This window comes from Mechercharimyces mesophilus, from assembly GCF_059818345.1.
Window position 1 is genome coordinate 174,213 of record NZ_JCBAPH010000007.1, and the last position, 23,177, is coordinate 197,389.

14 protein-coding genes, 9 tRNA genes and 2 rRNA genes are annotated in these 23,177 nt (G+C 45.3%); 5 read left to right on the forward strand and 20 right to left on the reverse strand.

Annotated elements, in window-relative coordinates:
* Positions 1-2 precede the first annotated feature (2 nt).
* Positions 3-647 carry a response regulator gene (locus tag AC6RGY_RS15765; protein ID WP_499864635.1) on the forward strand — a complete coding sequence of 215 codons (645 nt, stop codon included), beginning with the start codon at positions 3-5 and terminating at the stop codon, positions 645-647.
* Between the two features lie 126 nt (positions 648-773).
* Here AC6RGY_RS15765 and AC6RGY_RS15770 read toward each other — a convergent pair whose 3' ends face one another.
* Positions 774-1,091: a hypothetical protein gene (locus AC6RGY_RS15770; protein ID WP_499864638.1), complete on the reverse strand. Its 318-nt coding sequence runs from the start codon at positions 1,089-1,091 to the stop codon at positions 774-776.
* A 392-nt stretch (positions 1,092-1,483) separates the two neighbouring features.
* Between AC6RGY_RS15770 and AC6RGY_RS15775 the strand changes: the two genes are divergently transcribed.
* From AC6RGY_RS15775 to AC6RGY_RS15785, 3 genes are all read left to right on the forward strand, one after another.
* Positions 1,484-3,301, forward strand: coding sequence for a hypothetical protein (locus AC6RGY_RS15775; RefSeq protein WP_499864640.1), 1,818 nt, complete (start codon positions 1,484-1,486; stop codon positions 3,299-3,301).
* A gap of 10 nt (positions 3,302-3,311) precedes the next feature.
* Positions 3,312-3,653: a hypothetical protein gene (locus tag AC6RGY_RS15780; RefSeq protein ID WP_499864643.1), complete on the forward strand. Its 342-nt coding sequence runs from the start codon at positions 3,312-3,314 to the stop codon at positions 3,651-3,653.
* 231 nt (positions 3,654-3,884) lie between these two features.
* Positions 3,885-6,008: a S8 family serine peptidase gene (locus AC6RGY_RS15785; protein ID WP_499864645.1), complete on the forward strand. Its 2,124-nt coding sequence runs from the start codon at positions 3,885-3,887 to the stop codon at positions 6,006-6,008.
* Positions 6,009-6,160: 152 nt separating this feature from the next.
* Here the strand turns inward: AC6RGY_RS15785 and AC6RGY_RS15790 are convergent, their stop codons facing one another.
* From AC6RGY_RS15790 to AC6RGY_RS15840, 11 genes are all read right to left on the reverse strand, one after another.
* Complete coding sequence (locus AC6RGY_RS15790; RefSeq protein WP_499864647.1) at positions 6,161-8,284, reverse strand: DUF7948 domain-containing protein; 2,124 nt, start codon at positions 8,282-8,284, stop codon at positions 6,161-6,163.
* 403 nt (positions 8,285-8,687) lie between these two features.
* Positions 8,688-10,799, reverse strand: a complete 2,112-nt coding sequence (locus AC6RGY_RS15795; protein WP_499864650.1) for a DUF7948 domain-containing protein — start codon at positions 10,797-10,799, stop codon at positions 8,688-8,690.
* A gap of 402 nt (positions 10,800-11,201) precedes the next feature.
* On the reverse strand, positions 11,202-13,313 hold the full coding sequence (locus AC6RGY_RS15800) for a DUF7948 domain-containing protein (protein WP_499864652.1): 2,112 nt from the start codon (positions 13,311-13,313) through the stop codon (positions 11,202-11,204).
* Positions 13,314-13,709: 396 nt separating this feature from the next.
* Positions 13,710-15,806, reverse strand: coding sequence for a DUF7948 domain-containing protein (locus AC6RGY_RS15805; RefSeq protein ID WP_499864653.1), 2,097 nt, complete (start codon positions 15,804-15,806; stop codon positions 13,710-13,712).
* 272 nt (positions 15,807-16,078) lie between these two features.
* Positions 16,079-17,935 carry an AMP-dependent synthetase/ligase gene (locus tag AC6RGY_RS15810; RefSeq protein WP_499864654.1) on the reverse strand — a complete coding sequence of 619 codons (1,857 nt, stop codon included), beginning with the start codon at positions 17,933-17,935 and terminating at the stop codon, positions 16,079-16,081.
* A gap of 185 nt (positions 17,936-18,120) precedes the next feature.
* Complete coding sequence (locus AC6RGY_RS15815; protein WP_499864655.1) at positions 18,121-19,287, reverse strand: acyl-CoA dehydrogenase family protein; 1,167 nt, start codon at positions 19,285-19,287, stop codon at positions 18,121-18,123.
* Positions 19,288-19,547: 260 nt separating this feature from the next.
* Positions 19,548-19,624: transfer RNA gene (locus tag AC6RGY_RS15820), tRNA-Arg, on the reverse strand.
* A 96-nt stretch (positions 19,625-19,720) separates the two neighbouring features.
* Positions 19,721-19,797, reverse strand: a tRNA-Arg gene (locus AC6RGY_RS15825).
* A gap of 22 nt (positions 19,798-19,819) precedes the next feature.
* Positions 19,820-19,908 (reverse strand) — tRNA-Leu (locus AC6RGY_RS15830).
* Positions 19,909-20,107: 199 nt separating this feature from the next.
* The gene (locus AC6RGY_RS15835) at positions 20,108-21,073 is read right to left on the reverse strand and encodes a Vps62-related protein (protein ID WP_499864656.1); all 966 of its coding nucleotides are present in this window, start codon (positions 21,071-21,073) and stop codon (positions 20,108-20,110) included.
* A gap of 255 nt (positions 21,074-21,328) precedes the next feature.
* Positions 21,329-21,402 (reverse strand) — tRNA-Cys (locus AC6RGY_RS15840).
* A gap of 64 nt (positions 21,403-21,466) precedes the next feature.
* On the opposite strand from AC6RGY_RS15840, the gene AC6RGY_RS15845 reads away from it, so the two are divergent.
* Positions 21,467-21,889, forward strand: a complete 423-nt coding sequence (locus AC6RGY_RS15845) for a YugN family protein (protein ID WP_499864658.1) — start codon at positions 21,467-21,469, stop codon at positions 21,887-21,889.
* Here AC6RGY_RS15845 and AC6RGY_RS15850 read toward each other — a convergent pair.
* The 8 genes from AC6RGY_RS15850 to AC6RGY_RS15885 all read right to left on the reverse strand — a co-directional run.
* Positions 21,890-21,963, reverse strand: a tRNA-Trp gene (locus tag AC6RGY_RS15850).
* A gap of 5 nt (positions 21,964-21,968) precedes the next feature.
* Positions 21,969-22,044, reverse strand: a tRNA-Thr gene (locus tag AC6RGY_RS15855).
* A 6-nt stretch (positions 22,045-22,050) separates the two neighbouring features.
* A tRNA-Phe gene (locus AC6RGY_RS15860) sits at positions 22,051-22,126 on the reverse strand.
* 45 nt (positions 22,127-22,171) lie between these two features.
* Positions 22,172-22,264: transfer RNA gene (locus AC6RGY_RS15865), tRNA-Ser, on the reverse strand.
* Between the two features lie 101 nt (positions 22,265-22,365).
* Positions 22,366-22,450: transfer RNA gene (locus AC6RGY_RS15870), tRNA-Tyr, on the reverse strand.
* A gap of 10 nt (positions 22,451-22,460) precedes the next feature.
* Positions 22,461-22,577: ribosomal RNA gene (rrf, locus tag AC6RGY_RS15875) — 5S ribosomal RNA — on the reverse strand.
* Positions 22,578-22,635: 58 nt separating this feature from the next.
* Entirely contained in the window at positions 22,636-22,989 is a 354-nt protein-coding gene (locus tag AC6RGY_RS15880; RefSeq protein ID WP_499864660.1) for a DUF4190 domain-containing protein, read from the reverse strand.
* 92 nt (positions 22,990-23,081) lie between these two features.
* Positions 23,082-23,177 (reverse strand): 23S ribosomal RNA (locus tag AC6RGY_RS15885); the annotation flags it as partial.

The following is a 23,177-nucleotide window of genomic DNA, read 5'->3' on the forward strand; positions in this document are numbered from 1 at the left end:
TGATGCCGATTAAAGTTGTTGTGGTGGATGATCATGAGATGGTCCGCTTTGGATTGGTCACCTATCTCACAACAGAAGAGAAAATCGAGGTGGTCGGAGAGGCTACCAATGGACGAGAGGCACTGCCCATCGTCGAGCGAGAGAAACCAGATATCGTCTTACTTGACCTCGTGATGCCACAGATGGATGGAATCGAAACAACCAAAGAGATTTTGGCTCGTTCCCCCAAAAGCAAGATCATTATCCTTACGAGCTATCTACACGATGATAAACTTTTTTCCGTCATCGAAGCTGGTGCCTTTAGTTATCTCTTGAAAACTGCAACGGCAAATGAAATCGTGGAAGCGATCGAGGCCGCAGTCACTGGAGAGGCACGAATTGATCCACAAGTAGCCAGCAAATTGATGAACCGTATGCAACGTAAAGCCCAACGACATGCCCAAAAATTAACCTTACTCACACCACGAGAACGGGAGGTCCTCGTGCTCTTAGGCGAGGCCAAAACTAATCAACAGATCGCAGAGGAACTTTATATCGGGGTGAAGACCGTGAAAACCCACGTAAGCAATCTCTTAGCAAAACTAGATTTAGAAGATCGTACCCAGGCCGCTCTGTTTGCTGTTAAGAATGAGCTGAATCGAAGATAACGGTTGTCATTTCTCATTTATAGAAACGGGCAAATGATGTCATGAGAGGATTGGGGAAGAAGGAGACAGGATATTTGATTGATAAGAGTCCCTCTTCCCTTCCTCCGTCTCTTATAAGAAAGACCCCTAGGCCGAGGTAATTGACTCCACTCCAGTAAAGGGAATCGTGACCGTCCCGTTAGATGTCAGATCCAATGTAAAGAAATCACAGCCAACCGTCGTTATGGTTCCTGTATAGGTCGTCCCACCATTCCCAATGACCGTCACCTCCGTTCCGGTCGTTTGAAAAGCGACCAAGATATCACAAAAGGTGGTGGATGTTGTCCCACACTTACTCGATTTACTACATTGGCAGGGATGACATCCACAACTACCACAACCTTTAAAAGAGCGCTTCCCAAAAACACCATCATCAAAAATCCCACTGTTAATAATGGTGGACATGCTCTTACCTCCTTTCTCTAATCTTGATTATCCTATTCAACCTGTAAAAAAGAGAGACGGCGAATGCCTCAACCATATTTTGCGACTACCTAATAGGCAAATGATGAACTTTTGGGTGATATCCCCTTTAATAGACAACTATCCATATCATCGGGTGAACAACTACAATAACATGGTATGGTAAACAGCAAGGTGGTGAAAAAGATATGGGAAAATGGAAAGTGCCGTATACAAAAAAGCACCGCTGTAAGTACAAAAAACACCGCCGCGGGGATAAGTGGGTGCTTATATGTGTTGAGTGCAATCTGACCTTAGAGGGGAAAAAGAAACTTTGTCGGAAAAAGAAACATCCCCGAAGAAAGTGCCCTCCCTCTAAAAAGAAGATCACCAATGTGAAAAAACAAATCAATGATATTAACACAGATATAGACAATAACAACAAGGTATCTACTTCGAATAATAATCCCACCACGATTACTACAGATAATGAAACCGATGTAGATAACGATATCAAAGCAACGAGTAAAGCAAACAATGAACCCGTAACGGATACAGAATCCAAAGCAAGCAACAATTCTAATGCCTCCAGTCAGTCCTTCAATCAACCAGACACCGACAGTGACTCTTCCGCCCACAATCAAACCGATGCAACGAGTGGTTCACTCTCACACTCCAAGACCGAGAACCCTTCTAACTCCCTCAATCGCTCCGATAGTAATAGCACAAGCGGAGCAGATACTCACTCCGATACCAAGAGCCAGTCCATGTCCAACAACCCCTCCGATGCAACGAGTGGTTCACTTTCCCAAGCAGAGACCGATAGTCATTCCAACTCACTCAATAAATCCGATAGCAACAGTAACAGCGGCGCCACAACCCATTCCAATCCAGACAGCCGGTCCAAAGCAGATAATCAATCCGATGCTCTAAGCGATGCACTCTCCCAATCCGACACCGATAGCCAATCCCAATCCCTTAACCTTGCCGATAGCGATAGCACCAGTGGAGCCACCACACACTCCAATCCAGACAGCCAGTCCAAAGCAGACAATCAATCGGACGCTCTGAGTGATGCACTCTCCCACTCCGACACCGATAGTCAATCCCAATCCCTTAACCTTGCCGATAGCAATAGCACCAGTGGCGCCACAACCCATTCCAATCCAGACAGCCAGTCCAAAGCAGACAATCAATCCGATGCTCTAAGCGATGCACTCTCCCACTCCGACACCGATAGCCAATCCCAGTCCCTTAATCTTGCCGATAGCAATAGCACCAGTGGGGCATCTACCAAATCGGATACCAACAGCTCCTCTCTCTCCAATCCTATTAACCATTCCGCCAGTAATCCTAAAACTGAATCGGAATTATTGAATAACCCCACTACCACGAGCGAAGCCAAGAGTGGCTCAGATGTAGACAATATCTCTAATGTCTCGCCTAAAACCGAAACGGGCAATACGACCAGTGGAAGTGGGGCTCATAGCACTGCAGATACTTCAAGTGGAGTTCAAGCGGATACAGACACCTCCAGTGGAGCTTCGAGTGGTACTGATGTCCACAACATTTCCAATGTTTCTCCCAAAACCGATGCCAATGTATCCACAAGTGAGAGTGGCGCACATAATACTTCCGATACGACAAGTGATGCGACTAACGATACGCAAATTAGTAACGATAGTGCTGCCAATAACGGTGACCTTAAAAGTTGCAACGGTGATAGCAATGCCCTTAATGAATCCGCCAATAACAATCAGAGTGATGCAAATAACAGTATGAAAAGTGAGAGTTCTGCTGAAAACTGTGCTGATAATGATAGTCAATCCAATAACTCATTCGATCATAAAAGCAGTATGAGTAATCATGCCTTTGGAAATGCGAGTTCTGCCAACAATTCAGCTAATACTATCTCTCATGGTAATACCAACTCCTTTACCGTCGGAACCAATACACTAGTCAATGTCCCAGATCATACATTGAGCGTTGGCCTTCTCTTATTAATCTCAAAGTTACTATCGTCAAACAAAAGTAGTAGAACAAACGAAAAAGGCGGATCGATTATTAATAAGTTTTTCTCTAGCAAAAAATGTGACCCTCATTGTACAATCGACGACAGTATTGAGGAGCTCCTTACTTCCTTAATTGAGGAAGAGAAAAGTCAACGTCAGTTTCTATATGACCTCTTAAGAAATCAAAATAAACAATCATGAGGTGAGTAACTTGGAAAAATCAACTTCAACAAGTAGTTGTCTCTTACAAGCAGACCCTAACCACGAAGCCATCCATATTCGGCTCGTCAATACACATGATTCAGAAACTAAAACCATTTCTCTTTTTGCTTCTGACCAAGAATCAGAACAAAACATGCCGCTACTGATTCAAGGTAAGGAAGCGACATCTTGCTCATTATATCCTGGCGAAACTGCCACCATTGAGATCCAAACATTTCATGCCCAAAAAAATATAAAACTTACTCTTAGTCAGCAAAGTGGCGGTGCAGGCATTTCTATGCATCAATGGAATTCGAGTAAAGGCAATGGAGTCGACATTCGTCTGAAGTAGTCTAGTGGATGCAAGGGGTCCCGTTTTCTTGCTAGAAGGAATCGCATGTGATGTCTTGCGCTCACGAGTTTCATCCTACACTAGCTATCCATCCTCATCTCCCAATAAAGATGTAATTATTTCAATTATATTAAAATAAAACCATTATAAATCAAAATATAGCAGGAATTCTGACTTCAACTATCGTATTTATACCCTGTAACAAATATAAAAAGAGGGGGATGGTAATTGATGATTCATTCACGTCCTGTAAAAAAGACAACGATTTTTCTATTAGCCATGATCATCACGCTTGCCGGTTTTTCCTATCCAGCCAGCGCGATTGAAGGCGGAAAAGAGGCTTCCCTTGTCGAAAAGAAAAGCGGAAGCGACTACTACTTCATTGAATTAGAAGATGAGCCCGTGGCAGAGTACGAAGGCAATGTAAAAGGCTATGCCGCTACAACTGTAGAGCAAGACCAGCAGATCGATATCGCCAAGAAAGAAGTTCAATCTTACGAGAAATACTTAGCAAAAAAACGAGATTCCTTTAAAGATTGGGCAAAGAAAGAGACTCCTAAAGCCAAAGTAATAGAAGAATACTCCCTCACCCTCAATGGAGTCGCTGTTAAGGCTGATTCTGCCGATTTAGAGGAGCTAAAAGAAGCTCCCGGTGTGGTTCGGGTTGCCAAAAGCATCGAGTACCGCCCTCTCATGAACAAAAGTCACTCCATCATTAAAGATGGTGTCGCTTGGCGAGCGGGGTACCTTGGTGAGGGGATGAAGGTAGCCGTAATCGATAGTGGGATTGACCAAACGCACCCCTATCTAACGGATGAATCCCTGCCGATGCCGGAAGGATTCCCGAAAGGCGACACCAACTACACAAGCAATAAGGTCATCTCTGCCCATGTCTTCAGCCCAGAAGAAGACGTTACCCCTGAAGCAATCGGCAGTCATGGTACCCACGTTGCAGGAACCATTGCCGGAATCAAGGGATATGAAGATCCATCAGGGGCTGCCAAGAGCAAGCTAAGTGGTGTTGCTCCCAAAGCATACCTCGGTAACTATAATGTATTCCCTTGTGCCGATTGTTCTGCGGAAAGCATCCATATCGCCGCCGCGATCGAACAAGCTGTCCGCGATGGCATGGATGTCGCCAATATGAGCCTGGGAGGTCCTGCTGAGCCAGGGTTTGACTTACTGGTGGAAATCGTGGATGCTGCCTCAGAAGCAGGTATGACCATGGTCCTCTCCGCTGGTAACAGTGGGCCTGGTCCAATGACCATTGGTTCCCCAGGGATCGCAGATAACGCGATTACGGTAGCTGCAGTTAGCAATAAACACTTCTTCGGTACCTCTATCGATGTCACGATCAACAGCGAAACACGCACTCTTCCAGTTGGAAGTTCTGGTCCAGGTGGAGGAGTAACGGAAGCTATAGAAGGACCACTGCAGATCGTCACAGATGGTGATGGCATGGCTTGCGAAGGAATCAGTGAAGATCTGAGTGGCAAGATTGCTGTCATTCAGCGAGGCGCTTGTACCTTCACCACCAAAGCATTGGCCGCACAGGAGCAGGGTGCCCTTGGAGTGATCTTAATCACCAATGCAGAAGGCGACCCTTCGGCGATGTTCGTGGAAGAGGACGTTACGATTCCGATGGTGATGGTCACAATCGGAGACGGAGACTGGATTCTATCGGGCTCTGGTTCTGCTTCTCTCCAACCGATGGATGTGCAAGAATTCCTCTCAGACAATGACCGTGAAATTGCCAATTTCTCTTCCCGTGGCCCGACTGTCAATTATACCTTGAAGCCAGATGTAGCCGCTGTTGGTGTCAACGTCTATTCCAGTGTCGTCGGTGGTGGGCTGGCTTCCTATAACGGAACCTCCATGTCTGCCCCTCACGTCGCAGGTGCTGCTGCGCTCCTTTTGGAAGCTCATCCAGATTGGACACCGCAAGACATTAAATCCGCACTTGTGGGCACTGGTTACAACCCAGAAACCGATCCCCTACCACTCGAAGTGGGCGGTGGCATTATCAATGTCGGGAAGGCTCTTCTCCCAACTGCTCTTGCCAATCCGGCTAGCTTAAGTTTTGGTAAAGTGGAAGAAGATGGTGAAGGTAAAATCAAAGTAACGATCTCCAATACCAGCGGTTTCAATCAAAAATACCGCATCCAATCTGACTCCGATGATATTGAGATCAACAAGAAACAATTGCGGGTCAAACGAAACAAAGAATCTTCCTTCACGGTTAGTGTCTCCGGAGCTGAGAAGGAACTAGGTAAAGATTATCAAGGATATATCACCCTCATCTCCAAGTTTGGCCGTACCATTCGTATCCCTTACTACTTCCACGCAGGAGAATAAGCATCGCACTCACCTAGGAATATAACCAAACCGGCTTTGTCCATCTCATTGGACAAAGCCGGTTTTCTCTATATAACCAAGAAACAAATTACCGCATGGTGTACAGGACATACAACACATGCATTCTCAACAAAAGTACATTCAATCCTTCTTCATCTCCCTTCCCCTCCATCACTTTTCCCGCGTGCCCCACGAGCTCCACGCGGTCCTCTTGGACCTGTCGCCCCTGTTGGTCCAAGAGGACCAGTGGGGCCAATGAGGGTTCCCAATTTAAGCAGAAAAGCATCCCTACTACCCGCACGCATACTTTGAAAGGTTTGTGGAGTAACCGGGAAGTTCGTGGAATTCGTAACACCTGTCACATACGCATTTCCCATGGAATCAAGCGCAGTCCCTACTGCAGAATCTTCCCCCTCCCCACCCAAGTAGGTAGAAAAATTAATACCGGATCCAGAAAAATTAAATTCCGTAATAAAAGCATCATTGAAAGAACCCGCAGTTTGATTTTTGCGCTGAATTGCATCAGATGTTACGGGGAAATCACTCGTATCTGTTCCACCTGCCACCCAAAGCTCCCCTGTATCTCGAACGGCGATCATCGCACTAGAAGGCCCACTCGTATTCCCGAAACTGAGGAAATTACATCCAGTTCCACCCAAGTAAGTGGAGTAGACAAGTCCTGACCCCATCTTATTTAATTTCGTAATAAAGACCATTGTTTCTGCCCCTACTCCTCTTTTCATTGTCTGAAAAGCCCCGGGTGTAATCGGAAAGTCAGGAGAAGCCGTCGTGCCTCCCACGTACGCAATCCCTTGCTGATCCACTGTGATCGCTTGCCCACAATCTTCGCCAGAGCCGGTTAAATAGGTGGAGTAGACTAATGAAGTGCCTGTTGCGTTAAACTTTGTTACAAATGAACTCGTTCCATCCCCCTTGTTGGCGGGGAGTATGGTTTGAAACGCTCCCGAGGTCGTAGGGAAATCATCCGACTCTGTAAATCCTGTCACATATGCTTGGTTTAGGGTATCCAAAGCGACCTGAAATCCTTGATCTCGACTAGACCCTCCTAAGAAAGTGGAATAGACAAGGGATGTTCCTGATGCATTGAACTTGGTCACTGTAGCCTCTGCGAGTGAGAACATCGTTTGAAACGCTCCTGACGTAACCGGAAAGTCAGGTGCAAATGTCGTTCCCGTAACATAGGCATTACTGAGACCATCCACTGTCACTCCTAACAGGGCACCAATATTGCTTCCACCTAAGTAAGTCGAGTAGATGAGAGAGGTTCCTGTAGCATTAAACTTCGTGACTACCCCAGTATTAGGGATTGGAAAATTTCTAGCTGGATTAAGGGTTTGAAACGCTCCTGATGTCACAGGAAAATCAATAGACAGGGTTTCCCCCGCAACCACGACCTGGTTTGCAGAATCAATGGCCATACTAAGGGATGCATCATCACTACTTCCTCCCAGAAACGTGGAATAAATTAAAGACGTTCCGGTACGATTAAATTTACTTACAAATGCATCCGCACCTCCACCACCATAGATAGTCTGAAACGCACCCGTCGTTCGTGGAAAATCGGGGGAAGAGGTAGCCCCTGAAACGTAAGCATTTCCATCCACATCGACTACGACTGCATTCCCTTGCTGAACTTGTGATCCGCCAAGGAATGTGGAATAAAAAACAATGGGATCAATCACCAATGGCTGTGTATGGTCGTAATGTTCCTCTACCACAAAACCAAAGGTGGTTTCATCATAGAGATCAAATCGGGTGAGGATTCTTTGTTCATCACCATTCTCAGTAAATTGGAAGCTCACCGGCTTTTTCTCTATGATCATTCCTTGAGGGATCTGGATGCAAAGGTTGCCTTCTTCGTCTGAAAAAATCCTTTGTGCGCCTTCATAGGATAAGCAGATATCCGTTGCACTCGCCCCTGGGTGAACAATCACATCATACTTCAATTGTCCTCCTTCACTCGAAAAAACCACATCAATCCCTTTCCATGCACCTCTATATACAACCTTCTTATAAGCTTCTTCGCGAATCTCCTCAACCTGTTCCTCCCCTTCTAGAATCACGTCATGACGAACATCTATCAGCCGCAACATCAGCCGAAAAGACCCGTCGAACATCAACCAGACTCCTTCTGGAACAAACCTGCAGTGTATTCCTTCTCCCTCCGACACATAACAAGGATCTTGACACGGCATCTTTTTCTGAAAAACCAAAGTGGGCTGACCTGCATGTGGTTGCATCAAACCTCGTCTCATGGTTACCCCCCAGCATAAATTTACTCCACTCTATCCTATGATCTCCCCTACTAATAGGTTCCACTTACGCCACCAACAGCTTTGTAAGCAATGCTACAAAAGGACTCAACAGACCAACCAAGCTAACAATCAGCAACTCTAGTGGTTCAATCAAAACTGCAAATCCGACTCTTCCGATCTCGAAACCAACAAGAACCCGTTACACGTGAAACGGATGAAAGGGCAGTCTCTTATTCCACGAGGCAAATAAACAGCGTATCTATCTATGTATAACCAAACCGGCTTTGTCCAATGAGATGGACAAAGCCGGTTTCTTCTATCAATATTACCGTGAAACGAATCTCCTTGGTTCACAGGACAGACAACACATGTATACTCAACAAGTCCATCCAACCCTTCTTCATCACCCTTCCCCTCCGCTACTTTTCCCGCGTGCCCCACGAGCTCCACGCGGTCCTCTTGGACCTACCGCCCCTGTTGGTCCAAGAGGACCGGTTTCACCGATGAGCGCTCCCAATTTAAGAAGAAAAGCATCCCTACCACCAGCAAGCATACTCTGAAATGTTTGCGGAGTAACCGGAAAGTTAGTGGAATTCGTACCACCTGTCACATACGCATTTCCCATGGAGTCAAGCGCAACCCCTGTTGCAGAATCTATCCCCTCCCCACCCAAATAGGTAGAGAAATTAAGACCGGATCCAGTAAAACTGATTTCCGTAATAAAAGCATCGAAATTTTGAATGTTGCGCTGAAATGCATCAGATGTTACGGGGAAATCACTCGCATCTGTTCCACCTGCCACCCAAAGCTCACCTGTATCTCGAACGGCGATCATCGCACTAGAAGGCTCACTCGTATTCCCGAAACTGAGGGAATTACATCCAGTTCCACCCAAGTACGTGGAATAGACAAGTGCTGATCCCATCTTATTTAATTTCGTAATAAAGACAGTGGTTTCATCCGGAAATCCTCTTTTCATTGTCTGAAACGCCCCTGCTGTAATCGGAAAGTCAGGAGAACTCGTCGTGCCTCCCACGTACGCATTCCCTTGCTGATCCACTGTGATCGCTTGCCCACATTCTTCGCCAGAGCCGGCTAGATATGTGGAGTAAAATAATCCAGTGCCAGTTGCGTTGAACTTTGTTACAAATACACTAGGAACCGCTTCTCCAACCTTGTTGACTATGGTCTGAAACGCTCCCGGGGTCGTAGGGAAATCATCAGACTCTGTAAATCCTGTCACATATGCTTGGTTTCCTGTATCCAATGCGATCTGAAATCCTTGATCTCGACTCGATCCTCCTATGAAAGTGGAATAGACAAGGGATGTTCCTGATGCATTGAACTTGGTCACTGTAGCCTCTGCGAGTGAGAACTTCGTCTGAAATGCTCCTGACGTAACCGGAAAATCCGACGCAAATGTCGTTCCCGTAACATAAGCATTACTGAAATCATCCACTGTCACTCCTAACAGGGCACCAATGTTGCTTCCACCTAAGTAAGTCGAGTAGATTAAAGAGGTTCCGGTAGCATTAAATTTCGTGACAAAACCTGTATTAGGAATTGGAAAAACGCTAGCTGGGTTGATAGTTTGAAACGCTCCCGATGTTACAGGAAAATTAGTAGACAGGGTTTGCCCCGCAACCACGACCTGGTTTGCAGAATCAATGGCCATACTAAGAGTTGTATCTGCACGCCTTCCTCCCAGAAACGTGGAATAAATTAAAGACGTTCCGGTACGATTAAATTTACTTACAAATCCATCTCCAGCCCCACCACCATAGATAGTCTGAAATGCACCCGTCGTTCGTGGAAAATCGGGTGAAGAAGTAGGTCCGGAAACGTAAGCATTTCCATCCACATCGACTACGACTGCATTCCCTTGTTGAACTTGTGATCCGCCAAGGAATGTGGAATAAAAAACAATGGGATCAATCACCAATGGCTGTGTATGGTCGTAATCTCCCTCTATCACAAAACCAAAGGTGGTTTCATCATAGAGATCAAATCGGGTGAGGATTCTTTGTTCATCGCCATTCTCAGTAAATTGAAAGCTAACCGGCTTTTTCTCTATGATCATTCCTTGAGGGATCTGGATACAAAGGTTTCCTTCTTCATCCGCAAAAATCCTTTGTGCGCCTTCATAGGATAAGCGGATATCCGTTGCACTCGCCCCTGGGTGAACAATCACATCATACTTCAATTGCCCTCCTTCACTCGAAAAAACCACATCAATCCCTTTCCATGCACCTCTATATACGACTTTCTTATAGGTTTCTTCGTGAACCCTCTCCTCAACCTGTTCCTTCCCTTCTAGAATCACGTCCTGACGGACATCTATCAGCCGCAACATCAGCCGAAAAGACCCGTCGAACATCAACCAGACTCCTTCTGGAACAAACCTGCAGTGGATTCCTTCTCCCTCCGACACATAACAAGGATCTTGACACGGCATCTTTTTCTGAAAAACCAAAGTGGGCTGACCTGCATGTGGTTGCATCAAACCTCGTCTCATGGTTACCCCCCAGCATAAATTTACTCCACTCTATCCTATGATCTACCCTACTAATAGGTTCCACTTACTCTAACAGCTTTGTAAGCAAGGCTACAAAAGGCCTCAACAGACCAAAATAGCAATCAGCAACTCTAGTAGTTTCAATCAAATCCGCCAACAATCCGATTCCGACGATCTCGAAACCAACAAGAACCCATTACGAGTGAAACGGATGAAAGGGCAGTCTGTTATTTCATGAAGAAAATAAACATCGTATTTATCTATGTATAACCAAACCGGCTTTGTCCAATGAGATGGACAAAGCCGGTTTCCTCTATTTACAACCGTAAAGCGAGTCACCACTTGGTTCACAGGAAAAACAACACTTAGATTCTCAACAAAAGCACAATTATTCGTTCTTCATCACCTTTCCCCTCCATCACTTTTCCCGCGTGCCCCACGAGCTCCACGCGGTCCTCTTGGACCTGTCGCCCCTGTTGGTCCTTGTGGTCCGATTGAACCGGTGAGCATTCCCAATTTAAGCAGAAAAGCATCCCTACCACCAGCAAGCATACTCTGAAATGTTTGTGGAGTAACCGGAAAGTTAGTGGAATCCGTACCACCTGTCACATACGCATTTCCCATGGAGTCAAGCGCAACCCCTGTTGCACAATCTATCCCCTCCCCACCCAAATAGGTAGAGAAATTAAGACCGGATCCAGTAAAACTGATTTCCGTAATAAAAGCATCGAAATTCTGAATATTTCGCTGAAATGCATTTGATGTTAGGGGGAAATTATTAGAATTTGTTCCACCTGCCACCCATAGTTCCCCCGTATCTCGAACAGAAATGATCGCAGTAGAAGGCTCACTCGAATTCCCAAAACTAAGGAAATCATTTGCATTTCCACCCAAGTACGTGGAGTAGACAAGTTCTGACCCCATTTTATTTAATTTCGTAATAAAGACAGAGGTTGCTTCCGGGTCTCCTCCTTTAATTGTCTGAAAAGCCCCTGCTGTAATCGGAAAGTCAGAAGAAGTCGTCGATCCTCCCACGTACGCATTCCCTTGCTGATCCACTGTGATCGCTTGCCCCATTTCCAACCCAGAGCCTGCTAGATATGTGGAGTAAAATAATCCAGTGCCAGTTGCGTTGAACTTTGTTACAAATACACTAGGAACCCCTATTCCAACCTTGTTGACTATGGTCTGAAACGCTCCCGGGGTCGTAGGGAAATCATCAGACTCTGTAAATCCTGTCACATATGCTTGGTTTCCTGTATCCAAAGCGATCTGAAATCCTTGATCTCGACTCGATCCTCCTATGAAAGTGGAATAGACAAGGGATGTTCCTGATGCATTGAACTTGGTCACTGTAGCCTCTGCGAGTGAGAACTTCGTCTGAAATGCTCCTGACGTAACCGGAAAATCCGACGCAAATGTCGTTCCAGTAACATAAGCATTACTGAGATCATCCACTGTCACTCCTAACAGGGCACCAATGTTGCTTCCACCTAAGTAAGTCGAGTAGATTAAAGAGGTTCCGGTAGCATTAAATTTCGTGACAAAACCTGTATTAGGAATTGGAAAAACGCTAGCTGGGTTGATGGTTTGAAACGCTCCCGATGTTACAGGAAAATTAGTAGACAGGGTTTGCCCCGCAACCACGACCTGGTTTGCAGAATCAATGTCCATACTAAGGATTGTATCTGCTCGCCTTCCTCCCAAAAACGTGGAATAAATTAAAGAGGTTCCGGTACGATTAAATTTACTTACAAATCCATCTCCAGCCCCACCACCATAGATAGTCTGAAATGCACCCGTCGTTCGTGGAAAATCGGGGGAAGAAGTAGGTCCGGAAACGTAAGCATTTCCATCCACATCGACTACGACTGCATTCCCTTGTTGAACTTGTGATCCGCCAAGGAATGTGGAATAAAAAACAATGGGATCAATCACCAATGGCTCTGTATGGTCGTAATCTCCCTCTATCACAAAACCAAAGGTGGTTTCATCATAGAGATCAAATCGGGTGAGGATTCTTTGTTCATCACCGTTCTCAGTAAATTGAAAGCTAACCGGCTTTTTCTCTATGATCATTCCTTGAGGGATCTGGATACAAAGGTTGCCTTCTTCATCCGCAAAAATCCTTTGTGCGCCTTCATAGGATAAGCGGATATCCGTTGCACTCGCCCCTGGGTGAACAATCACATCATACTTTAATTGCCCTCCTTCACTCGAAAAAACCACATCAATCCCTTTCCATGCACCTCTATATACGACTTTCTTATAGGTTTCTTCGTGAACCCTCTCCTCAACCTGTTCCTCCCCTTCTAGCATCACGTCCTGACGGACATCTATCAGCCGCAACATCAGCCGAAAAGACCCGTCGAACATCAACCAGACCCCTTCTGGAACAAACCTGCAGTGGATTCCTTCTCCCTCCGACACATAACAAGGATCTTGACACGGCATCTTTTTCTGAAAAACCAAAGTGGGTTGACCTGCATGTGGTTGCATCAAACCTCGTCTCATCGTTATCTCCCCCAGCATAAATTACTCCACTCTATCCTATGGTTGACCCTACTAATAGGTTCCACTTTCTCCAACAACTATGTAAGAGGCTAAAAAGCCCTCAACAGACCAAAATAACAATCAGCAACTCTAGTGGTTTTAACCAAAACTACTGCCAATCCGATTCCAACGATCTCGAAACCCATAAGGGGTAAAACGGATTAAAGAGGCCTCAGCCTGTTATTACAAGAGGAAAATAAACACTGTGTCTATCTACGTATAACCAAACCGGCTTTGTCCAATAAGATGGACAAAGCCGGTTTCTCCTGGATATGACCGCAAAACAAATGACTTCATGGTTTACAAGATGAGCATCATTTGGATTCTTAACAAAAGCCAAACCCACTCCTTCTTACATCATCCCTCTCCTCCGCTACTTTTCCCGCGTGCCCCACGAGCTCCACGCGGTCCTCTTGGACCTATCGCCCCTGTTGGTCCAAGAGGTCCGGTGGGGCCAACGAGGGTTCCCAATTTCATCAGAAAAGCATCCCGACTTCCAGCGAGCTTACTCTGAAATGTTTGTGGAGTAATCGGAAAGTTATTGGAAGTCGTATCGCCCGTCACATAAGCATTTCCCCTAGAATCAAGGGTAACCCCTACTGCGAAGTCATTTCCCTCCCCACCCAAGAAGGTAGAGAAATTAAGACCGGAGCCAGTAAAACTAAACTCCGTAATGAAAGCATCACCCAACTGAAGACTGCGCTGCAATGCATCGGATGTTATAGGGAAATCAGTAGAATCCGTCCCCCCTGCCACCCAAAGTTCTCCCGTATCTCGAACCGCAATCATCGCACTAGTAGGCTCGCTCGAATTCCCTCCATTAAGGAAATCACTTCTGCTCCCCCCCAAATACGTCGAGTAGACGAGCGCGGTTCCTTTCCCGTTCAACTTCGTAATAAAGACATCTATTCCTCCTCCTAAGATTGTCTGAAAAGCCCCTGCTGTAATTGGAAAATTAGTAGAGTTCGTCGTTCCAGCCACATACGCATTCCCTTGATCATCGACTGTAATCGCTTGCCCAATATCACTTTTTCTACCTGCTAGAAAGGTGGAGTAAACGATCCCAGATCCTGTTGCGTTAAATTTTGTTACAAATGAACTGGGAACCCCTTCCGCCCCCCCTTTGTTGATTATGGTTTGAAAGGCTCCCGACGTAGTAGGGAAATCAGCAGAAGTTGTAAATCCTGTAACATATGCTTGATTTAGTTTATCCAAAGCGATCTGAAATCCTAAGTCTCTATCACTGCCTCCTAAGAAAGTAGAATAGACAAGTGAGGTTCCTGATGCATTTAACTTGGTCACTGTAGCCTGTTCCGTTAAGAAAATCGTCTGAAACGCTCCGGACGTGGTAGGGAAATTAGTCGAAGATGTACATCCGATAACATAAGCATGACTAAGAGTATCGACCGCCACGCCCATCAACGCACCAGAAGTGTTTCCACCTAAATAAGTAGAATAGACAAGCGCGTTTCCTGTAGAATTAAATTTTGTGACAAATCCTGTCTCACGTAAGCCTGGAAAGGCTGAAGCCGGGTTAATGGTCTGAAACGCTCCCGATGTCACAGGAAAATCAGTAGACAAGGTTTGCCCCACTACCACCACTTGGTTTGTGGTATCAACGGCAATGCTACAGGTTCCATCTAGACGACTTCCCCCCAGAAATGTTGAGTAAATCAAGGAGGTTCCCGTACGATTAAATTTAGTCACAAATCCATCGCCAGCTCCACCGCCATAGATGGTCTGAAATGCACCCGTGGTTCGCGGGAAATTGGTCAATGAGGAAGTAATCCCTGTGACATACGCATTTCCATCCACATCGACTGCTACCCCTCCTGCTTGTTGACCTATTGATCCACCGAGGTAAGTAGAATAAAAAACAATCGGATCAATCACTAATGGGCGCGTATCATCGTAATGTCCCTCTACAACAAAACCAAATGTCTTTTCATCATAGAGAACAAAGCGAGTATGAATCCTCTTTTCATCACCATTCTCAGTAGACTGAAAGCTTACCGGCTTTTTCTCTATGACCCTTCCTTGAGGGATTTGAATACAAAGATTTCCTCTTTCATCTAAAACAATTCCCTGTGCCCCTTCATATGAGAGGCGGACATCCGTTACTCTCGCCCCTGGATGAACAATCACATCATATTTTATTTCCCCACCTTCAATGGAAAAAACCAGATCAATCCCTTGCCATACTCCCTTGTATACGACTTTCTTATAGACTTCTTCGTGCACCCTCTCTTCAAGATGTTCCTCACCTTCTAAAATCACGTCATGATGGCCACCTACCATACGAAGCATCAACCGAGAGGGTCCATCGAACGTAAGCCATACCCCTCCTGGAACAAACGTAAATCGTATTCCTTGCCTCTCAATAACATAACAAGGAATCTGACCTAGCCACTCTTTCTGAAAAAACAAAGAAGGTTGATCTAGACTTGGTATCATTAAGTTCATCCTCATATTATCTCTCCCTCATGACCCTCCTCCCTTATCCTATGATCGCGGCTATTCTTATATTCCAATTTATCCCATAAATTATACTTCAGAATGAGATTTCTCTCGTTCATGCATTGATGGATGATCTATAAACAGCAAAAAGGGCAAGTCGATCCACACGACTCACCCTAAACGATAGGAAGAAGCAATGGGGGATACTGTTTGGTCAAAAGACCCCCGATCAGAAGAACTTATTTATATCGTCCTTAAACCAGTAAATTTTATTTCGATCTCTCCCTAGCTGCGGCTACCTCGTGCATTTTTCCCTCTGTATCTGCGTACGCTTGTTCAATCACGTCATGATATTCTTTTTGCACTTTTTGCCCCCGAACGCTTAATTTGGGCGTTAATTCCCCACCTTCAATCGACCATTCTTTATCGGCTACAATCACTTTTTTCGGTTGCTCAAATCTAGCAAATTGTTCTGTTAAGCGAAATACTTCCTTTTCCAACATCTTTCTGAGAACAGGATGACGGAAGAAGGTAGTCTGATCCTTTGTATCAATATGATACTTTTCGGCCCACGCATAGAGATTTTCCGCTTCTGGTACTACGATTGCAATCACATATTTGCGCCCCTGACCCACCAAGAAGGCTTGAGCAATATATGGGCTCTTATTAATGGCATTTTCAAGAGGAAGTGGGGCCACATTCTTTCCAGTGGATAGAATGAGGAGACGCTTTTTTCGATCAATGATACGTATATGACCCTCCTCATCCCACTCCGCGATGTCTCCCGTATGAAACCAGCCATCCTGGATCGATTCTTGGGTTGCTTTCTCATCGTTATAGTATCCCTTCATCACATTGGGACCTTTCACCAACAATTCACCGTCTTCTGCAATCTTGGCCTCTAAGTTATGCAATGGATTTCCTACCGTACCAAGACGAACATTTTGCATTGGGGTAACCGATATCACCGGTGAAGTTTCCGTCAATCCATACCCTTCTAATACAGGAATCTGGATAGCCCAAAAGAAACGTAAAATATCATTGTGAATCGCTGCTCCTCCAGAAACCATTCCACGCATTCGTCCACCCAACCGTTTTTTGATCTTCCGATAGACGAGTCGGTCGGCTATCATCCACTTCCACCGAAGCGAAGCAGGCACGGGTTCACATAGTAAGCGCTCATGAGGAGGACGGTTCATGACGTATTCAAAACGCTCATTTCCTACTTTAACTGCCCAATCAAAAATCTTTCGCCGAAGTGGAGAAGAGGAAGTTATTTGTTCTTGAATACGAGCATACACCTTTTCAAGTAAGCGTGGAACCGTAACCATAACCGTCGGGCTTACTTCCTGTATATTTTGTGAAATGGTTTCGATGCTCTCAGCATAAGCAATCGTTGCTCCTACTGTCAGAGGAGTAAATTCACCACATTGGCGTTCTAACACGTGAGAGAGGGGAAGATAAGACATCTGAACGTCATCAGGAACCACTTCCATGTTCCACAGAACAGCCTCGATATTGGATAAGAAATTATCATGAGATAACATCACCCCTTTAGGGACCCCTGTGGTACCTGAGGTATGAATGATCGTCGCCAAATGATCTTTCGGAATCGCGAGTGCCTCTTCCTCCCATTGCTCATTCAAGCGCTCCCGACCCTGATGCAAGAGGGCGGTAAGCGAGCTGATTTGTTTCTTCTCCGATAAATCAGGACCCTCTCTCATCATAATTAACTGATCAAATTCCACTCCTGACGCCACTACTTTTTGTGCTTGCTCCTCATTTTCTACAAAAACAACACGGCAATCCGCATTGTTTAGAATAAAAGCTATTTGCTCGGAGGGCAACGTTGGATAAATGGGTACACTTGCTGCTCCAATACTCATAATCGCATAATCAGCAAGGGCCCAAGTGGGATGGCTCGTTGATAGAATGGCCACTTTCTGACCCGTCTGAATACCATTCTCCAACAAGGCACTCGCTAATTCATGAATCTGTTGCCACAGTTGATTGTATGTAAGATGCTGATAGGAGTCTGTTTCAGCATTCTTCCACATTAAAGCAGGCTTATCGGGAAAGCGGTCACGTGAACGTTTTAATGCTGCCAGCAAATTGTTTGCTCTCACTAGCTGACACCTCCCTAAGTGATAAGGTAATGCATTTTTGCTCCTATGAAGGTTTACTTTTCTTTCGGCCATCCCGGATGGACTACATGAATCGTAGATTATTTGTTTCTAGGACCTCTCATTTTTAGAGAAAAGGGGTCCTCTCTATTGAAGACCACCTTCATTTCGAATAGAAAAGGCTCTCGCTAGAGCCCTTCTGAAATCACTTTTTTCTGAATCTGTGTTGTCCCTTCATAGATGGATAAAATTTTGGCATCTCGCATCCATTTTTCCGTGGGATAGTCGCGCATATAGCCATTGCCACCTAGTATCTGCACAGCCTGAGTTGTTACCTCCATCGCTACGTCCGCCGCATAGGCTTTTGCCATGCTTCCTTCTACTGCACAAGATTCCCCACGATCCGCCAACTCTGCTGCCCGCCAAGTTAGCAACCTTGCCGCATCAATCTTCATCTTCATATCCGCTAACATAAAGGCGATGGACTGATTCTTAAAGATCGGCCGTCCAAATTGCTTCCGTGTTTGTGCATACTCCAATGCGTATTCATAAGCGGCACGCGCTACTCCAACCCCTGCTGCCGCCACCGCTGGACGTGAATACTCCAACATTTTCATCGCCCCGAAAAAAGCCATATTTTCTTGTCCCAACAAATGATCCATCGGCACACGAACGTCTTCTAGTATCACATCCGCCGTTTGTGAAGCACGGATACCCATCTTTCTTTCTTTTTTGCCTCCAGATAAGCCAGGTGTATCTGCTTTCACAATAAACGCGGATACACCTTGGTAACTTCCTTGTGGATCTGTACGGGCAAAAACCACATATAGATCCGCGATCCCACCATTAGTAATAAACCGCTTTCTTCCGTTAAGTACCCATTCATCTCCATCTCTTACCGCACTGGTACGAATGGCATTCACATCGGACCCCGCTTCCGGTTCGGTCAGTGCCATCGCCCCTAAACGAGGATAATTGGGATCACATAGATAGGAAAGCCACTTTTTCTGCTGTTCTTCGTTACCCATGTAGTAAATAGGCAACCCTGCCAGTCCAATCGCAGACAACGAAGTCGCGATTCCTGCACAACCCCAGTACAATTCCTCTCCGATCAAGCAAGCAGATAGCACACTGGTTAATCCCCCACCGCCCACTTCTTCAGGGAAAGCGTATTGCGTCAACCCAATCTTCTTCGCCTTTTGAAACAAGTCCAGTGGGAAAGTCTCATTTTCATCACATTCGGGTGCAATCGGACGGATCTCCTTCTCTGCAAACCCATGAGCCCACTTCACTAACTCTTTTTGCTCTTCAGATAAATGAAAACAGAGCCCCACCTTTTCTTTCTGATCAATCATGTCCATGCTCCTCTCTTAAGAAAGCGCATTCAAGTCTAAATTATCTATATTCTCTTAATTAACCATTATAAATCTCTTCCTATATGGCGTCAAGAAGTAGAGGAACAAGCAGGCAACACTTCCCAAGCTATCTTTCGAACCTTTATTGAGAAAACACTTCGTTGAGTGCTTTACTTATCCTATTTGTATACACAAACGAGCAATTTATACCCAGTAACAATAACGAAACCTACACAAGATCCTGTGTAGGTTTCGATAAGTGGCGTGCCCTGGAAGATTCGAACTCCCGACCTTCTGATTCGTAGTCAGACGCTCTATCCAGCTGAGCTAAGGGCACATATTCATTTATTCACTGTATTATACTCTATCATATCTTATAAAAAATTGCAATCCCTCATAGAAAGTATCTATCCCCTCTGGATGAGGATAAATATGGCGTGCCCTGGAAGATTCGAACTCCCGACCTTCTGATTCGTAGTCAGACGCTCTATCCAGCTGAGCTAAGGGCACATGTTTATTTTCATTGTAGTCGTGGTGCGGATGAAGGGACTTGAACCCCCACGGTCTATCAAGACCACAAGAACCTGAATCTTGCGCGTCTGCCAATTCCGCCACATCCGCATGGGATCTTCATGATGCTAGCCTCGGCGAAAGGCTGTTGTTTCTGCCGACAAGATATATAGTATCACGAATAGAAGGGAAAGGTCAAGCATAAATTTATAGGCATAATATTTTATTATTTAAAAAGCGAAAGAAAGCACACCCCCCTTTCACAAAAACGTGCTGGAAGGTGTGCAAGCTATCTCAGGGTAACAATCTTCTACATTCCACTTGCTTTCATGTTGGAGTTTTCATCCGGTCCGGTTGGCCCACTGTTTAAGACAGATTGGCCTGTGAGGTCTGAATCGCCTCCTTCATTCCCCCAACGATCTATTCCGCCTCCATATGGAGAAGTAGGATCAAACCCTGGAAAAGTTGCTGTCGCATCCCCACTCATCCAGTTAGGCCAACTGTCTCGTCCCTCTAGTACTTCCTTATTGTCGATATCAAATGCTTCAATTGACTCCCACGTTTCCCATGAGGTTCCTTTGCTCGTATAATCCGATAAGGTAGCCCAAGTAATGCCCCACTTTTTCGCTTTGTAATAGACATTCTTCCCTGCACTCGGCCATGATCCATGAGAACCATCAGCTACATAAACCACCGGATGGCCTTGATAAAACTCCAGCTCGCTTTTATCGTAGACCTTGTTCCAAGAATGATAGTTGTATTGCATCTTCGTCAACTTACCATCTACCAAGCGGACTGTTGTTTTCTCCCAATCCCCTACGTGGTGGCCATAATCCGAAAATAAGCCCCCAATAATCGGCCAGTTTTGAAAGCTACTTAATTGGTCTAGCGTTTTCCCACGGTTATAGGGATACCAAACATAATAAGCAATATCATTGGTGTTCTCATCTACATTCGTCCAGAAGGCATAGATCTTCGCTGTTTCCAAATCTCCAGAGAAAAAAGGCAAGGTACAGTCATCACAAAAGTTCTCTTTTGACTTAATTGAATAATTCGACTTGCCTTCCGGGATATAGCGCTCCATGTAGTCAAAGGACCATTCAACAGAAGAGGGAAAATACTTTTCATTTTTGTCCAACCAAATATAAGGAGCATTCTCTTTCATGAGCTTTACTTTCTCACTCGCAGAGTAATCAGTAGATGATGCTTCTGCATCCAACCCTTGAAAGGAAAGCAATAATATCAAACTAAGAATAATAGCAAAGAGCTTCTTCATATACACATCCCCATTCCTCACTATGATAAACTTATGCTACCCTTCCATTCTAACTTATCATGACCTCCTATTCTATATATTTTATATTTTTTATGATAAGACAAATAATAGAACACGTACCTGATCCAAGTTCAATGTAAAGCGATTAAACACCCCTATAGATGTTAATATAAGTGAAAAAGGTACTTTGTTGTTAAAATCAAAATCGACCGCATTGCTTCATATCGAAGCAATGCGGTCGATCTCTGGTTTCTTTGGAGGCGACACCCGGACTCGAACCGGGGGTAAGGGTTTTGCAGACCCCTGCCTTACCACTTGGCTATGCCGCCATGATGAATGAGAACACATCGTCTATTCCATAATAACATTATCGAGAAAAGGAGGCAAGATCTCATGATTGAATTGGACTCTTCACTTGAGAATCATACAGACTCTTTTGGCCAACTGGATACTCTTTTTAAGAAAAAGGACTTCGTTTTCAGTCCCAGTGACCAATATGAGCATGGCTACTATGATAAGTCCCTCGACTGGGAAGAATACAAAGCTCATCAAGCTTACTTACGCATCCCTATCTATGCTCATAACGACGGGCGCGTTGGAGAGCCAAAAACAATAATCCGTCTAGGAAAGCCCTTTATTCTGCGTCATCTTTTTCAAACCGGAAATGATGACAATGCCGACATCGGCATGTGGAGCGGACTGGTCAATCAATTTACAGAACCTGCTGTCAAGGATGCCAAAGTCGAAAAAAAATGGCTCAACCGAGGCCAAGCAGAGCTTCGCGAACTGGAAGAACACATCCTACAGAATAAATAATGGCAGGGGCGGCAGGAATCGAACCCGCATCGGAGGTTTTGGAGACCTCAGTTTTGCCATTAAACTACGCCCCTTTGGGTGGTGCTGGTGAGAGGACTTGAACCCCCAACCTACTGATTACAAGTCAGTTGCTCTACCAGTTGAGCTACACCAGCATAATATGGTGGTCCGGGACGGAATCGAACCGCCGACACGAGGATTTTCAGTCCTCTGCTCTACCGACTGAGCTACCGGACCTTATCTCCACATATTGGAGAAAAGATAAGTATGGCTAAGTTATTATGGCGGAGAGGGAGGGATTCGAACCCTCGAGACGGCGTTCACCGCCTACACGATTTCCAATCGTGCTCCTTCGGCCAGCTCGGACACCTCTCCATGAAAAATGATGACTTTCAACAGCTTTCTATCAAAGCCGACAAGTTATATTTTATCTTATATATCCCACCATGTCAAGGCTTTTATCAAATAAATATAAGTGGTGGAGGGAGCAGGATTCGAACCTGCGAAGGCGAAGCCAGCGGATTTACAGTCCGCCCCATTTGGCCACTTTGGTATCCCTCCATATAGATTAGCCTGGCGACGACCTACTCTCCCAGGGACCTGCGTCCCAAGTACCATCGGCGCTGGAGGGCTTAACGATCGTGTTCGGTATGGGAACGAGTGGATCCCCTCCGCTATTGCCACCAGGCTATGTAATCACTCAAAATCAGTTCAGAAGTAGAGAATGATGCATTATCTTTAGAAGATTATTCTGTTTCAAACTCTTCAAGCTGTTCCATCTCTTCCATTTGCTCTTGGAACTCAGGTGAATCTACTACACTGAAGATTGCTGCACCTACGAATATCCAAAAAACTGTAAGAAGTAAGCTGATAATTACATTTGTAATCCCCATGGCAAGACCCGCTGTACCCATACCCCGCTTCTCAGAGCGACGACCAGGGATAGCTAAAACCCAACCAACAATCCCTAAGACAAGGGCAATTGGGAAGAAGAGGACTTGAAAAATCAAACCTACGATCCCTAAAATCATAGAAGTTAACGCTTTACCATTCTGTGAAGGATCACCAGATTGAGGCGTTTGCATTTCATGCTGTTCCATGTTTTCACCACCTTTACATATTAAAGAGGTGAACTTACCACCTTCAAAAGTAAATACTTCATGTATCAAGTCAAGGGAGCGAGGCTTACGATTAGGGTAAGCCCTCGACCGATTCGTATCTGTCAGCTGAGCGTATTGCTACACTTACACCTCAGACCGATCTACCTCATCATCTATAAGGGGTCTTA